Source organism: Micromonospora sp. CV4 (assembly GCF_003667455.1).
GTDB lineage: Bacteria > Actinomycetota > Actinomycetes > Mycobacteriales > Micromonosporaceae > Micromonospora.
In genome coordinates this window covers 1-15,187 of record NZ_RCVI01000354.1, presented here as the reverse complement: position 1 = coordinate 15,187, position 15,187 = coordinate 1, and the positions used below count along the sequence as shown (strand labels likewise).

Annotated in this window: 11 protein-coding genes and 2 pseudogenes; 10 read left to right on the top strand and 3 right to left on the bottom strand. The window is 72.0% G+C overall.

What is annotated here, in order from left to right; all coding sequences use genetic code 11:
• The 9 genes and pseudogenes from EAD98_RS31060 to EAD98_RS25065 form a co-directional block, all read left to right on the top strand.
• A pseudogene (locus tag EAD98_RS31060) lies at positions 1-739 on the top strand (hypothetical protein); the annotation flags it as partial.
• 102 nt (positions 740-841) lie between these two features.
• On the top strand, positions 842-1,651 hold the full coding sequence (locus EAD98_RS25100; RefSeq protein WP_121656457.1) for a metal-dependent hydrolase: 810 nt from the start codon (positions 842-844) through the stop codon (positions 1,649-1,651).
• Complete coding sequence (locus tag EAD98_RS25095) at positions 1,648-2,556, top strand: amidohydrolase family protein (protein ID WP_121656456.1); 909 nt, start codon at positions 1,648-1,650, stop codon at positions 2,554-2,556. Before EAD98_RS25100 ends, EAD98_RS25095 begins: the two co-directional genes overlap by 4 nt.
• 154 nt (positions 2,557-2,710) lie before the next feature.
• The gene (locus tag EAD98_RS25090) at positions 2,711-3,760 is read left to right on the top strand and encodes a LacI family DNA-binding transcriptional regulator (protein WP_233583967.1); all 1,050 of its coding nucleotides are present in this window, start codon (positions 2,711-2,713) and stop codon (positions 3,758-3,760) included.
• Between the two features lie 85 nt (positions 3,761-3,845).
• Positions 3,846-5,150 carry an ABC transporter substrate-binding protein gene (locus tag EAD98_RS25085; protein WP_121656454.1) on the top strand — a complete coding sequence of 435 codons (1,305 nt, stop codon included), beginning with the start codon at positions 3,846-3,848 and terminating at the stop codon, positions 5,148-5,150.
• Positions 5,151-5,217: 67 nt separating this feature from the next.
• Positions 5,218-6,183 (top strand): carbohydrate ABC transporter permease, encoded by a 966-nt coding sequence (locus EAD98_RS25080; protein WP_121656453.1) that lies wholly within the window; start codon positions 5,218-5,220, stop codon positions 6,181-6,183.
• A gap of 1 nt (position 6,184) precedes the next feature.
• Positions 6,185-7,081, top strand: coding sequence for a carbohydrate ABC transporter permease (locus EAD98_RS25075; RefSeq protein WP_121656452.1), 897 nt, complete (start codon positions 6,185-6,187; stop codon positions 7,079-7,081).
• Complete coding sequence (gene yicI, locus EAD98_RS25070) at positions 7,078-9,318, top strand: alpha-xylosidase (RefSeq protein ID WP_121656451.1); 2,241 nt, start codon at positions 7,078-7,080, stop codon at positions 9,316-9,318. The genes EAD98_RS25075 and yicI overlap by 4 nt, the downstream gene beginning before the upstream one ends.
• Positions 9,315-10,724: a GH1 family beta-glucosidase gene (locus EAD98_RS25065; protein ID WP_121656459.1), complete on the top strand. Its 1,410-nt coding sequence runs from the start codon at positions 9,315-9,317 to the stop codon at positions 10,722-10,724. The genes yicI and EAD98_RS25065 overlap by 4 nt, the downstream gene beginning before the upstream one ends.
• A 123-nt stretch (positions 10,725-10,847) precedes the next feature.
• Here EAD98_RS25065 and EAD98_RS25060 read toward each other — a convergent pair whose 3' ends face one another.
• The 3 genes from EAD98_RS25060 to EAD98_RS25050 all read right to left on the bottom strand — a co-directional run bounded on the left by EAD98_RS25060 (position 10,848) and on the right by EAD98_RS25050 (position 14,425).
• Positions 10,848-11,897 (bottom strand): phosphotransferase, encoded by a 1,050-nt coding sequence (locus EAD98_RS25060; protein WP_121656450.1) that lies wholly within the window; start codon positions 11,895-11,897, stop codon positions 10,848-10,850.
• An 83-nt stretch (positions 11,898-11,980) separates the two neighbouring features.
• Entirely contained in the window at positions 11,981-12,574 is a 594-nt protein-coding gene (locus EAD98_RS25055; RefSeq protein WP_121656449.1) for an NTP transferase domain-containing protein, read from the bottom strand.
• A gap of 141 nt (positions 12,575-12,715) precedes the next feature.
• Positions 12,716-14,425, bottom strand: coding sequence for a bifunctional 3'-5' exonuclease/DNA polymerase (locus EAD98_RS25050; RefSeq protein WP_121656458.1), 1,710 nt, complete (start codon positions 14,423-14,425; stop codon positions 12,716-12,718).
• A 138-nt stretch (positions 14,426-14,563) separates the two neighbouring features.
• Between EAD98_RS25050 and EAD98_RS25045 the strand changes: the two are divergent.
• A pseudogene (locus EAD98_RS25045) lies at positions 14,564-15,187 on the top strand (ABC transporter ATP-binding protein); the annotation flags it as partial.

Below are 15,187 nucleotides of genomic sequence, written 5' to 3'. Positions count from 1 at the left end.
GGTCTCGCCGCCCCCGGCGCCGACCGACCACTTGGCGGCGGCGAGCGACCACCCGGCGGCGCGACCGGGTCGACGGCGTCGGCGGCTGCTGGCCCTGTGCGGGGCGGTCACCGCGCTGGTCGCCGCCGGCGGTGTCGCGTTGGCGCTGGTCAACCGCAACGACGGGCGGACGCCACCGTCCGGCGCCGGGGGCGGCGAGACCACTCCCCGGCCGGCCGCCTTCGCCTGCGCGGCGCCCCCGCCACCGACCGCCACGCCGGTGCCGTCGGTGCCGCCGCCGGCCGACGCGCGGTACCGGCTCGTGAAGGGCTGGACGTGGCACGACGATCCGGCCGGGTTCCGGATCGCCGCGCCGGTGGGCTGGCTGCGCTGGACCGACGGGGCGGCGACCTGCTTCCGGGAGTCCGACGGAGCCCGGGTGCTCAGCGTCGAGGCGGGGCCGTCCCGACCCGACCCGGTGGCGTACTGGAAGGCCGAGGAGGCCCGGCTCACCGGCGGCGGGTCGCTGCCGGGCTACCGCAAGGTGGACATCTCGGCGCTGGACTTCTTCGAGGGCGGCGCGATCTGGGAGTGCGGCTGGGAGAACGCCGCCGGCGAGCGGGTGCACAGTTTCCGGTTGCTGGCCAACACCTCGGCCGGGCGCGCCTTCACCGTCTCGTGGTTGACAAAAGAGTTCGACTGGCAGGTCAACGCGACATACTTGCCGATGATCCGGCAGAGCTTCACCCCCGCGCTCTGACACCGTCCGTTGTGGACCGTTCGGGTGGTGCCCCTGCGGCGTCGACGCTAACTACAGTGGCGTAGTTTTGGCGCTCAAGATCCCTGGGGAGGGTGAGCCGACATGATGGGACCGTCGCACGCGCTGTCCGGCGCGGCGGTATGGCTGGCCGGGTCCTGGGCGTTGGACCAGTTCGCCGACTACCAGCAGTCGCCACTCGCGTTGGCGGTGGGCACGGCGGTGTGCGCGGGCGGGGCGCTCTTTCCCGACCTCGACCTGTCGGGCAAGGTGACCCGCAACCAGGGCGGCGCCACGGTGGCCCGTACCTTCGGGGTCTTCTCGCTCTTCGTCGCCGAGGTGATGGAGAAGATCTCACTCGGGGTCTACTACGCGACGAAGCTCAGCAGGGACCCCCGCCGCAACAACGGGCACCGCACGCTGACCCACACCATCCCGTTCACGCTGCTCGTGGGTTGGGGCACGACCGCGCTCTGCACCGCGTACGGCAAATGGGCGGTGATCACCATCCTCTTCTTCATGTTCGGCCTGGCCCTGCGCGGGCTGTTCGACGAGTGGGCGGAGCGGGCCGGCTGGGTGATCGTGACCCTCGCGTCGGCCGGAGCGGCGTGGTTCACCTTCGCCAACCTTCCGGGCGGACGCGGGTACCCCCTGATCGGCGTGGCCATGGGGGTGGGCTGCTTCGTGCACATCCTCGGGGACATGATCACCAAAGCCGGGGTGCCGATCCTCTGGCCGATCCCGATCCGCCGACGCATGTGGACGATGATCGGCCTACCGAACAGCATCGCCCTGCGCACCGGCAGCAAGACGGAGGTGATCGTCCTGCGTGCCGTTCTGACCGTCGTGTCGGTGCTGGCCACCGCCGGCCTGATCGCCCCGTCGGTGTTGCACCGGTTCAACATCGACGTATGACCGACCCGGCGCCGCAGTCACCGCCGGTGGCCGACGAGCGGGTGCCGGAGTTCTGGCGCGCGCTGGGGCTGCCCGGGTTGGCCGACGTGCACGTGCATTTCCTGCCGCCGCGGCTGCTGCGCCGGGTGTGGGCGTACTTCGACGCGGCCGGGCCGCTGGTCGGCACTCAGTGGCCGATCCGCTACCGGTGGAGCGACGCGGACCGGGTTGCGCACCTGCGCCGGCTCGGGGTGCGGGCGTTCAGCGCGCTGGCGTACCCGCACCGGCCGGGCATGGCCGCGGAGTTGAACCGCTGGACGCTGGAGTTCGCCCGCGACACCCCGGGTTGCCTGCCCTCGGCCACCTTCTTCCCCGAGCCGGACGCTCCCGGCTACGTCGAGGAGGCGCTCGCCGGCGGCGCGCGGCTGTTCAAGGTGCACGTGCAGGTCGGCGGGTTCGCGCCGACCGACCCGGCACTGGACCGGGTGTGGGGGATGCTGTCCGACGCGGGTGTGCCGGTGGTGGTGCACGCCGGGCACGCCCCGGTGGGGACCACGCACACCGGGCCGGATCCGTTCGCCGCCCTGCTCGCCCGTCACCCTCGGCTGACCGCCGTGGTGGCGCATCTCGGCGCCCCCGACTACCGGGACTTCCTCGACCTCGCCGAGAGGTACGAGCGGGTCCGGCTGGACACCACGATGGCGTTCACCCCGTTCTTCGACCGGTTCGTGCCGTTCCCCGCCGACGAGCTGCCCCGGCTGCGCGAGCTGGGGCTGGCCGGCAAGGTGCTGCTGGGCAGCGACTTCCCGAACATCCCCTACCCGTACGCCGACCAGTTGACCGGGCTGGCCCGACTGGACCTCGGCGACGACTGGCTGCGCGCGGTGTGCTGGGACAGCGCCGCCACCCTGTTCGACCTTCCCTGAGCCCCCTGCCGGAACGGCAGCGGCTGAGCGACATCGGCTATTGACGTCGCCGTAACAGGTGGCCTAGCGTCTGTCGAAACGCTTCGTCGAAACGCTTCGACGATTCCGCGGGAGCGATCCCACGCCAGGCCGGAGGAGGTGCGCGGTGGCCACCATGCACGACGTCGCCCGCCTGGCCCGGGTCTCGGTCAGCACCGTGTCGTACGTGCTCACCGGCACCCGCCCGATCTCCCAGGCCACCCGGGACAAGGTGCTCGCCGCGATGGCCGAGCTCGACTACCAGCCCAACGCGATGGCCCGCGGCCTGGCGAGCCGGCGCAGCCGGATCCTCGGTCTGCTGATGCCGATGGACGAGCGCGGCCTGGGCGCGACCGAGACCGCCTTCGTGACCGGCGCCGCCGCCGCGGCCAGCGCGGCCGGCTACCACCTGGTGCTCTCCCCCGTCGGTGGCGGCGACCTCGACGACCTGCGCCGGCTGGCCAGCCAGCGGATGCTCGACGGCGTCGTGCTGATGGAGGTGCAGCTCGCCGACCAGCGGGTCACCGTCCTGCGGGAGGCCGGCGTCCCGCTGGTGCTGATCGGCCGCACCGGCGACACCAGCGGGCTCTCCTACGTCGACATCGACTTCGAGCAGACCGTGCGCGAGGCCGTCGCCCACCTGGTCGGCCTGGGTCACCGGAGCATCGTCTACGTCAACCACTCGGCCGCCACCCTGGCCAGCGGCTACGGCCCCGCGCTGCGCACCCGGGACGCCTTCGTCGCGGCGATGACCGGGCACGGCCTGGAGCCGGTGATGATCCCGGCCGAGGACAGCGCCGCCGGTGGGCGGGCCGCCCTGGCCGCCGCGTTCGCGCAGGCCCCGGAGCTGACCGCCGTGCTGGCCATGAACGAGACCGCGATCTTCGGCATCCTCGGCGAGCTGACCGGCCGAGGCCTCTCCGTGCCGGACGACGTCTCGGTCGTCTCGATGGTCACCTCGCCGCAGGTCGCCGAACTGGCCACCCCGGCGCTGACCGCGATGACCTCGCCCGGTTCGGCCCTGGGGCGGATCGCGATCGAGGCGCTGCTGCGCCACCTGGACGGTGCCGGCGACGAGCGCCACCAGCAACTGCTGCCGTGCGCGTTGGAGACCCGGGGATCGACGGCCGTGCCACGACGACCAGCACCGGACGCACCCGGTCGACCGCCGATCGGTGGGGGCTGACCTGCCAAAACGGCCCGCCGCCGCGCTGCAACGCGACGACGGGCCCAGTGAAGTACCGGCTAGATACTCAACGAGGAGGATAGCAATGCAGCGATTCCGCCGGATCGTAGCCGCGATCGCCCTGGCGGCGACCGCGACGACCACCGTGGCCGCGTGCGGCGGTGGTGACAGCGGGGACGACAGCGGGGCCAAGACCCTCAAGCTCTGGCACTACGAGAGCGCCAACAGCGCGATGGGGGTCGCCTGGGACCGGGCGATCGAGATCTTCAAGGCGGAGCACCCGGGCGTCGAGGTGCGCTTCGAGCGCAAGGCGTTCGAGCAGATCCAGCAGAACGCCGGCATGATCATCAACTCGTCCGAAGGCCCGGACATCATGGAGTACAACAAGGGCAACGCGACCGCCGGCCTGCTCTCCTCCCAGGGCCTGCTCAGCGACCTGAGCGCCGAGGCCGACAAGCGCGGCTGGGCCGGCAAGCTCAGCCCCAGCCTGCAGACCACCGCCCGCTACAGCGACAAGGGCGTGATGGGCTCGGGCAACTGGTTCGGCGTGCCGAACTACGGCGAGTACGTCACCGTCTACTACAACAAGGACCTCTTCGACAAGTACGGCGTCAAGGTGCCCACCAGCATGGCGGAGATGACCGCCGCGATGGACACCTTCGTCGGCAAGGGTGTCGCCCCGCTGGGCATGGCCGGCGCCGAGTACCCGGCCGGTCAGCTCTTCTACCAGTTGGCGCTCGCCAAGGCGGACCGGCAGTTCGTCGACAACTACCAGCTCTACAAGAACCCGGTGGACTTCACGTCCGACCCGCTGAAGTACGGGGCGGACACCTTCGCGGACTGGGTGCAGAAGGGCTACATCGCGAAGAACTCGGCGAGCCTGAAGGCCGAGGACATGGGCACCGCCTTCATCGGCGGCAAGACCCCGATGATCGTCTCCGGTAGCTGGTGGTACGGCCGGTTCAAGGCCGAGATGAAGGCCAACTGGGACACCTTCCTCTTCCCCGGCAACACGTTGCAGGCCGGCTCGTCCGGCAACCTGTGGGTGGTCCCGGAGACCAGCAAGGCCAAGGGCCTGGCGTACGACTTCATCGACATCACCCTGCGTCCGGAGATCCAGGACCTGATCGGCAACAACGGCGGTGTGCCGGTCGCCGGTGACCCGACGAAGATCAGCGACCCCAAGGACCGGAAGCTGATCGAGGACTTCAACACGGTGAGCAAGCAGGACGGCCTGGCGTTCTACCCGGACTGGCCGGTTCCCGGCTACTACGACGTGCTGGTCTCCGGCTTCCAGGGCCTGATCAACGGCTCCAAGTCGCCCGACCAGGTCCTCGACTCGATCGCCAAGCCGTACGCCGACGGCGTCAAGGAGATCACCGGCAAGTGACACGGCGAGCGGCGGGCGCGACCGGCACGACCGGGGCGCCCGCCCGCTCCACCGGGAAGGATCCTCCATGGCAGTCTCCGAGACCGTCGCCGTCCCGGCGGCGACCGCGACCCAACCGCCGCCCGCCCGTGGACGCCGCCGCGGCCGCAACGCGGCGTACTGGCTCTACCTGCTCCCCGGAGCGGTGCTCTTCATCCTGGTCATCGGCGCGCCGCTGGTCGGCACCGGCTACCTGTCGCTGACCAAGTGGTCCGGGGTCGGCGACCCCACCTTCATCGGCCTGGACAACTACCAGCAGTTGCTGCACGACGAGGTGTTCTGGGCGTCGTTCCGGAACACCGTCGCGATGCTCGTCGCGATGGTGGTGGTGCCCACCCTGCTCGGGCTGGTGCTCGCCTCGGTGCTCTTCGACGTCATCGGCCGCCGGTTCCGGCCGCGTACCGCCGCCGCGCTGCGGGCCGCGTTCTACCTCCCGCAGGTGCTGCCCGTCGTGGTGGCCGGCATCGTCTGGGGTTGGATCCTGCGCCCCGACGGCGCGTTCAACAGCCTGCTCGACGCGGTCGGTCTCGGCGCGTTGCGCCACGACTGGCTCGGCGACCCGGACACCGCGCTGCCCGCCGTGATGGCGGTGATGATCTGGGTGCAGATCGGCTACCCGGTGGTCGTCTTCATGGCGGCGCTGCAACGCGTCGACCCGGAGTTGTACGAAGCGGCCGAGGTCGACGGCGCGAACTGGGTCCACCGGTTCCGGGCGATCACCCTCCCGCAGATCCGGCCGGAGACCTTCGTAGTGGCCCTGACCTGCACCATCGCCGCGTTGAAGGTGTTCGGGCCGATCTTCGCCCTGACCCGGGGCGGCCCGGAAAACGCCACCAACGTGCCGTCCTACTTCGCGTACTACACGTTCTTCAAGAAGCTCCAGGTCGGCTACGGCTCCGCGATCTCCACCGTGCTCACCCTGATCATCGTGGTGGTGGCCGTGGTCTTCATCTGGATGCAGGCCCGCAGCGAGCGCCGGGACCGGGGGTTCTGAGATGGCCGTCACGCTCATCCCGACCGAGGGCGCGGTGGTGACTCCGCTGCGGAACAGGCCGGGCCGCGACCGGCACCGCCGCGGCGCCGCCCGCTGGGTGGTGCTCGCCCTGGTCACGCTCGCCGCGCTCGCCATGCTTGTGCCGTTCGCGTTCATGCTGCTCAACGCGTTCAAGTCGCCGACCGACTACTCGTCGGGTGGTCCGTTGAGCTGGCCGACGGAGTTCTACACCAAGGGTCTGCGGACGTACTGGACCACGGTGAACTTTCCGCTGAAGCTGTGGAACTCGGCGCTCATCGCCGGGTCCGTGGCGGTGCTCGGCGTCGTCGTATCGCTGCTCAACGCGTACGCGCTCGGCATCGGACGGGTCCGCGGCCGGCTCTGGATCGTCGGGCTCTTCCTGCTGGCCAACATGTTGCCGCAGGAGGCGTTGATCTACCCGCTCTACTACGTGGCCAAGGAGATCGGCCTCTACAACACCCGGCTCTCAGTGATCATCATCTTCACCGTGATCCAGAGCGCGTTCGGCACCTACCTGCTCGCCTCGGTGCTGAGCACGTTCCCCCGGTCGCTGCTCGAAGCCGCCGCGCTGGACGGGGCGGGCAAGTGGACCGTGCTGTGGCGGGTGGTCTTCCCCAACCTGCGGCCCACCCTCGCGGTCCTGCTCATCTTCTTCTTCATCTGGACCTGGAACGAGTTCCTGATCCCGCTGGTCATGCTCATCGACAACCAGACGCAGACCATCCCGGTCGCGCTCGCGTCGTTGCAGGGCGACCGACTGATGGACGCCCCGACCACCAACGCCGGCGCCCTGATCAGCCTCGTGCCGGCCATCATCTTCTTCCTCATCTTCCAGCGCACTCTGGCGCGCGGCATCACGGCAGGAGCCGAGAAGTGAAGTTCACCGACGGGTACTGGCAACTGCGCCCGGGGGTCACCGTGCTGCGACCCGGCACGGTGGAATCGGTCGAGCCGGACGAGCGCGGCTTCACCGTCTTCGCGCCCGCCGGCCAGATCAACGGACGGGGCGACACCCTCAACCGGCCCGTCGTCACCGTCCGGTTCTTCTCCCCCGCTCCCGGCGTGGTCGGCGTGACCATCGGCCACCACAGCGGCGGGCTGCCCCGCGAGCCCCACTTCGGGCTGAGGACCGACGAGGAGCACCCGGTCACCGTCGACATCAGCGGGATCAGCGCCTCGCTGACCACCGGCGAGTTGACCGCCCGCGTCGCGCTCGTCGACGGATGGCGGGTCGACTTCCGGCACGGCGACCGGCTCATCACCGCGTCCACCGGGCGCAGCGTCGGCATCGTCACCGACGGCGAGGGCCGCCGGCACGTGCACGACCGGCTCGCGCTGGGTGTCGGGGAGACCGTGTACGGGCTGGGCGAGCGGTTCGGCCCGTTCGTGAAGAACGGCCAGACCGTGGACATCTGGAACGCCGACGGTGGTACCGCCAGCGAGCAGGCGTACAAGAACGTGCCGTTCTACCTCAGCAGCGCCGGCTACGGCGTCTTCGTGGACCACCCCGAGCACGTGTCGTTCGAGGTCGGTTCGGAGGTCGTCACGCAGACCCAGTTCAGCGTCGAGGGGCAGTCGCTCACCTACTACGTCATCGACGGGCCCACCCCGAAGGACGTGCTGCGCCGCTACACCGCGCTGACCGGCCGCCCGGCCCGGGTTCCCGCCTGGTCGTACGGGCTGTGGCTGTCCACGTCGTTCACCACCTCGTACGACGAGAAGACGGTGACGGAGTTCGTCGACGGGATGGCCGAGCGGGACCTGCCGCTGTCGGTGTTCCACTTCGACTGCTTCTGGATGCGCCAGTTCCACTGGGTCGACTTCGTCTGGGACCCGGCGACCTTCCCCGACCCGGAGGGGATGCTGCGCCGGCTGCACGAGCGTGACCTGAAGGTCTGTGTCTGGATCAACCCGTACATCGCGCAGCGCTCGTACCTGTTCGAGGAGGGCCGGCAGGCCGGTTACCTGGTCCGCAACCCGGACGGGTCCATCTGGCAGTGGGACAAGTGGCAGGCCGGCATGGCGCTGGTCGACTTCACCAACCCGGACGCGGTCCGCTGGTTCACCGGCAAGCTCAAGGCGCTGCTGGACATGGGCGTCGACTGCTTCAAGACCGACTTTGGTGAGCGCATCCCGACCGACGTGGTGTGGCACGACGGCTCGGACCCGCAGCGGATGCACAACTACTACTCGTACCTCTACAACAAGGCGGTCTTCGAGCTGCTGGAGACCGAACGCGGGGAGGGCGAGGCGGTGCTGTTCGCCCGCTCGGCCACCACCGGAGGGCAGCAGTTCCCGGTGCACTGGGGCGGCGACTGCGAGTCGACGTTCGTCGCGATGGCCGAGTCGCTGCGCGGCGGGCTGTCCCTGGCCGCGTCCGGCTTCGGCTACTGGAGCCACGACATCGGCGGCTTCGAGGGCACCCCCGACCCGGCGGTGTTCAAGCGGTGGATCGCCTTCGGGCTGCTCTCCTCGCACTCCCGGCTGCACGGCTCCGGCTCGTACCGGGTGCCGTGGGCGTACGACGACGAGGCGGTCGACGTGCTGCGGCACTTCACGCGGCTCAAGCTCAGCCTGATGCCGTACCTGGCGGCCGCGGCGCAGGAGGCGCACCGCGACGGCATTCCGATGATGCGGCCGATGATCCTGGAGTTCCCGGACGACCCGGCCGTCGCGCACCTGGACCGGCAGTACATGCTCGGCTCCGACGTGCTGGTCGCGCCCGTGCTCAGCGCCGACGGGGAGGTCACCTTCTACGTGCCCGCCGGCACCTGGACGCACCTGGTCACCGGCGCGCAGCTCACCGGCCCGGCGTGGGTCACCGAGAAGCACGGGTTCGACAGCGTGCCGGTGCTCGCCCGGCCGGGCGCGGTCATTCCGTTCGGTTCGCGCTCGGACCGGCCCGACTACGACTGGGCCGACGGCGTGCAGCTGCGGCTCTACACACCGGCGGAGGGGCAACGTCAACGGGTACGGATACCGGCGCCCGGGAACGGGCCCGGCGCGGAGTTCGAGGTGAGTTTCCGCGACGGGGTCGCCACCGCCGAACTGGTGGCGGGCGTCTCGTCGACGTACCAGTGTGTGGTGGCCGGGGCGGAGGTGGCGGCGCGATGACGTCCCGCATCTTCCCGGAGAGCTTCGTCTGGGGCTCGGCCACGGCGGCGTACCAGATCGAGGGCGCGGCACGCGAGGACGGCCGGGGTCCGTCCATCTGGGACACCTACAGCCACACTCCGGGCCGGACCTACAACGGTGACACCGGTGACGTGGCCGCCGATCACTACCACCGCTGGTCGCCGGACCTGGACCACGTCGCCCAGCTGGGCCTGGGCGCGTACCGGTTCTCCATCTCCTGGCCGCGCGTGCAGCCGGGCGGCGCCGGTCGCTTCAACCAGGCGGGCCTGGACTTCTACTCCCGGCTCGTGGACGGCCTGCTGGAGCGCGGGGTCCGCCCGGTCGCCACGATGTACCACTGGGACCTGCCGCAGGAGCTGGAGGACGCCGGCGGATGGCCGGTGCGGGAGACCGCGCTGCGCTTCGAGGAGTACGCGGCCGGCATCGTCGCCGCGCTCGGCGACCGGGTGCACACGTGGACGACGCTGAACGAGCCGTGGTGCACGGCGTACCTGGGCTACGCCTCCGGCGTGCACGCGCCGGGGCGTACCGAACCGGCGGCCGCACTGGCCGCGGTGCACCACCTCAACCTGGCGCACGGCCTGGCCGGCCGGGTGGTCCGGGAGCTGGCGCCGACCGCCGAGCTCTCGGTGACGCTGAACCTGCACGTGATCCGGCCGGAGTCGGACTCGCCGGCGGACGCCGACGCGGTGCGGCGGATCGACGCGTTGGCCAACCGGTCGTTCCTCGGGCCGATGCTCGGCGGGGCGTACCCGGCTGACCTGCTGGCCGACACGGCGAGCGTCACCGACTGGTCGTTCGTCCGGGACGGTGACGAGAAGGTGGCCGGCGTGCCGCTGGACGTGCTCGGCGTCAACTACTACTCCAGCACCCTGGTCCGGGCCTGGGACGGGCAGTCGGCCCGCTCGGACGCCGACGGTCACGGCGCCTCGGCGCACTCACCGTGGGTCGGCGCCGACGACGTCGACTTCCTGCCCCAGCCCGGCCCGCACACGGCGATGGGCTGGAACATCGACCCGGCCGCGCTGACCGGGCTGCTGCTGCGGCTGCGCCAGGAGTACCCGGGTCAACCCTTGATGATCACCGAGAACGGCGCGGCGTTCGACGACGTCGTGTCCGCCGACGGCCGGGTGCACGACGAGCGGCGCGTCGACTACCTGCGCCGGCACATCGCCGCCATCGCGGATGCCCGCGAGCAGGGCGCGGACGTCCGGGGCTACTTCGTCTGGTCGCTGCTGGACAACTTCGAGTGGGGCTACGGCTACGACCGGCGGTTCGGGATCATCCGGGTCGACTACGACACCCAGGAGCGCACCTGGAAGGACAGCGCGCACTGGTACCGGCGTCTGGTCGAGACCGGCCGGCTGGACCAGACGCCGGGCTGACGGGCGCCGCGTGTGCCCGCCCGGTCGGGCGGCACCAACCATCGCGAGCGTGATACCACACAGTCATCAATATGCCTCTGCGGTATCACGCTCGCGGCGCCGACCGGCCACCACGCGGTCGGCTCAGCCGAGGGCTGTGGCGGCCCAGCGGACCAGCAGCTCCAGCACCGGTCGGCGGCCGACCATGATCTCCGCCTCGTCGCGCCGGTCGTACGTCTGCCCGGTCGCGCCGCCGAGCCGGGTGATCATCAGCGGGGCCAGCCAGGCGTACTTCGCCGCCCCGGTGAGCCGGACCGCGTGGGCGACCGTCGCCGGGGCGACGCGACCGCGCAGGCCGGCTCGGTAACGGTCCACCACGGTCGCCGCCACCTCGTCGAGCAGCGCGACGTCGACCAGCCCGTCGAAGAAGGTGTCCAGCACCAGGTTGGCCGCGTCCTCGCCGATCGGGCCCGGCCCGATGCCGGACCAGTCGAGCAGCACCGGTCCGGCGGCGGTGAACACCAGGTTCATCGGCCAGAGGTCGTGGTGGCAGAGGGTGCGGGGCAGCCGGTCCGTGGCTGCCACCACCTCATGCCGGCGCTCCCAGAGCGCCCGCAGCCCGGCCCGCAGCGCCGCCGGCCACGCGGCGACGGCGACCGGATGGTCCCAGGGCACCGGCCCGGGCACCGGCCGGCTCAGCGTGTAGTCACGCAGCCAGTCCCGAGCAAGCCATTGCGGCGTGCGCCCGCCGCCCGGCCAGGTCCACCCCGACGGGTCGCCGAGCCAGCCGGCGTGCGCGGCACCGAGCCGGCCCGCCACGTCCCCGAGGTCGGCCGCCGAGCAGGTGGTGCCGGGTCGGCCGACCGCCTCGGCCAGCCAGAGCGCCACCGTGCCGTCCGGCCGCTCGTCGACCGCGAGCGGCGCCGGCGCGGCCAGTCCGGGGTACGCCGCGCCGGCCAGACCACTGCGGTACGCCTCGACCTCGCGCCGCCAGTAGTTCCAGTGGCCCGGGTCGTCGCTGCCCGCCCAGTGGGTGGGGCCGGGGCGGCCGGGCGGGGCGACGAGCTTCAGCACCGCCGGGCGGTCGCCGCGGCGGGTACGCCAGATGCCGCCGGTCACCCCGTTGAGCGTGTTGTGTGTCAGCGACTCGGCCGGCACGTCGGCCGGCACCAGGTCGAGCGGAGGGCGGGCCATTCCGCCGAGCCTACGGCCGGCAACGGACAGTCGGTCGGTCGACGGCGTCGCAGCGGGCGAGCGCGGTTGGGGCGGTCCGTGGCTCAGACGCCGATCCGCTGCGGCGGGACGGTCAGGCCGTAGAGCGCCATCAGCTCCGGGGTGTCGACCCGGCTGCCGTCGGCGACGGAGTCGCACCCGATGTCGACGATCTGGTCCTTGTGCGCCAGCAGGTACGGCCGGGCGCCCACGTCGGCGCTGGCCAGGGTGGCGATGCCGGGCCAGTGCCGGCGACCGAAGAGCATCGGGTAGCCGCGCAACCCGTCGTAGGTGGCGCAGACCAGCACGTCCGGGTACGGCAGTGCGGCCACCCGCCGGACCGCGGCGGCGGTCAGGCCCGGCATGTCGACCGGGACCACCACCACCGCCTCGATCCCCTCGTCGTCCATGGCGGCCAGGCCGGCGCGGATGGACGAGCCGACCCCGGTGCCCCACGCCTTGTTGATGACCACCGTGGCCCTGCCCAGGTCGGCGGTCTCGCGGACCTGTTCGGCGGCGGCGCCCAGTACGACCACGATCTGCTCGCAGCCCGCCTCGGTCATCGTGTCGATCATCTGGTTGACCAGGGGCTTCTCCCCCTGGTGCAGCAGCGCCTCGGGACCACCGATGCGGCGCCCCCCGCCAGCGGCGATGATCATTCCTGCGATGCGGTTCAGCTGCGCCCCCTCCACCGTGGAGCGGACCGGGCACGGCGGTGCCCGGTCCGTCCCGTCCTACGGACACCGGATGCAACGAGTGCGGCCGTCCTCGGGTAGCGGGGCAAATAGGAAAATCGTCCGCTATGCCGCGTCGGCGTAGCAGTCGACGATGGACAGATCCAGCGGAAACCGCACCGGAGTGTCGCCGAACAGCAGCGCGGTGGCCCGCTCACCGCTGCGACCGACCGCCTCCGCCACCGCCTCGGCCTGCGCCGCCGGACAGTGCACGACCACCTCGTCGTGCTGAAAGAAGACCAGCTCGGCGTCGGTGCCGGCCAGCTCGGTGCGCAGCGTGGCCAGCAGCGTCGAGGCCCACTCCGCGGCGGTGGCCTGGATGACGAAGTTGCGCGTGAAGCGACCCCGGGACCGCGCGGCGCGGGCCCGGGGACTCTGCGGATCAGCCATGCCATCCGGGTCGGTCGCGGCCTCGTCCGGGTCGCCGAACCCGGCTGAGCCGGGCGGGCAGGTGCGCCCCAGCCACGAGCGCACCAGCCCGCCCGCCTCACCCGTGCGCGCCGCCGCCTCGACGTAGCCGAACGCCGTCGGGTAGCTGCGCCGCAGCACCGCCAGCGCGGGCACCGCTGCACCGCCGGTCTGCCCGTACATCGCGCCGAGCAGGGCCACCTTGGCCCGGGCCCGATCACCGGCGAAAGCGTCCCGGGCGAGGGCGGCGTACAGGTCACCGGCCCCGCCCGCCGCCGCCAACCGGGCGTCGCCGGACACCGCCGCCAGCACCCGAGGCTCCAACTGGCCGGCGTCGGCGACCACCAATCGCCGGCCCGGGTCGGCCACCACCGCCCGGCGGATCACCTTCGGGATCTGCAACGCGCCACCGCCCCGGGTGGCCCAGCGGCCCGAGACCACCCCGCCGGGCACGTACTCCGGCTGGAACCGCCCGTCGCGGACCCACTGCTCACGCCAGGACCAGCCGTGCGCCGTCCAGATCCGGTAGAGCTCCTTGTATTCCAGCACCAGCGGCACGGCCGGATGGTCCACCCCGCGCAGCACCCAGGCCCGGGTGTTGGGCAGCTCCACCCCGACCCGGGCGAACGCCTTCAGCAGCTCCGCCGGGGAATCGGCGTGCAGCCGGCGGACGCCGAGCGCGTCGGCGATCCGGGCGGCCAGCTCGGCCAGCCGGCGCGGTGGGCCGCCGACCGGGGACGGCTCACCCAGCAGCTCGGCGAGGATGGCGTCGTGCACCTCGGCCCGCCACGGCAGCCCGGCGACGCCCACCTCCACCGCGATCAGCGCGCCGGCCGACTCGGCGGCCACCAGCAACCGGAAGCGACCCGGATGCTCGGCGGCGGCGATCCGGGTGAGCTGGTCCGCGTACACCCGGGTCAGGGCGTCGATGCCCGGGCCCGCCGGGCCGGGCATCGTGTCGAAGAGCGCGCCCTGCCCGTGGCCCGGCGGCGCGGCCGGACGCGGCGGCGGGTCCGACGGCACCGGTGCGCCGGTGAGCCGGGCCCAGGCGGCGGCGAACGAGCGCGGCTCACCCCAGCGGCCGGCGTGGCCGAGCAGCAGCGCCTCGGTCAGCTCCACGTCGTGGCAGCGCTCCACGCGCACCCCGGCTCGCAGCAACGCGGGATAGATCGCGCCGGCGGTCGGCCAGACCCAGCGTGGATGCTCGGCAGCCTCCCGCGTGGCCACCGCCACGGCCAGGTCGCTGACGATCTCGGTCGGGCCGACGGGCCGGCCGGCGGCATCCAGCGGACGCAGCTCTCCCCCACCCCGCTCATCCGCCACCACCGCCACCAGCACAGATGCGATTCTGCCTCGCCCCTCTGACAGGAACGGAAGGTGCCCTTGCTTACATCTCGGCGCCTGCCGGGAAACGGGTCGATGGGCCCGCGAAGGGCTCGGTAGCGTGGCCGGGTGCCCCCGCAGATTCCGCATTCCGACCCTGGCACTCCGGATATCGGGGGTCCGATGCGGTACCTCTGGTGGCTCGTCCGTTGCCAGCCCTGGCGGGTGCTGCGCGGCAGCCTGCTCGGGACGGCCTGGATGATCGGGCTGTCGGTCCGGCCCTACCTGATCGCGCGCGCCGTCGACGACGGGCTGCGCGCGGGCGACACCCGGGCCCTGGTGTTCTGGGTGGCGGCGATCATCGTCGCGGGCGTGGGCCTGTCCTACCTGGGCATCATGCGGCACCGCACGATGACCTTCATCCGGGAGGACGCCAAGGCCCGCTCGGCCGCCGTCGTGCTGCGGCAGCTGTCCCGGATCGGCGCGGTGCTGCCGCGCCGGGTCGCCGCCGGCGAGGTGGCCACCATCGGCGGCTCCGACATCGACTGGTCGGCCCAGGTGCTGACGCTGACCGGGCCGGGGGTCGGCGCGGTCGTCGCGTACGCGGTCATCGCCGTGGTCCTCTGGTCGATCTCCCCGATGCTCGCGCTCTGCATCCTGGTGGGCGTGCCCGCCGTCGGGCTGGTCGTCGGCCCGCTGCTGCGCCGACTGGAACGGGCCGAATCGGTCTACCGCAAGCAGCAGGGCGCGCTCACCGCCCGATCCGGCGACATCGTGGCCGGGCTGCGGGTGCTCGCCGGATCGGGC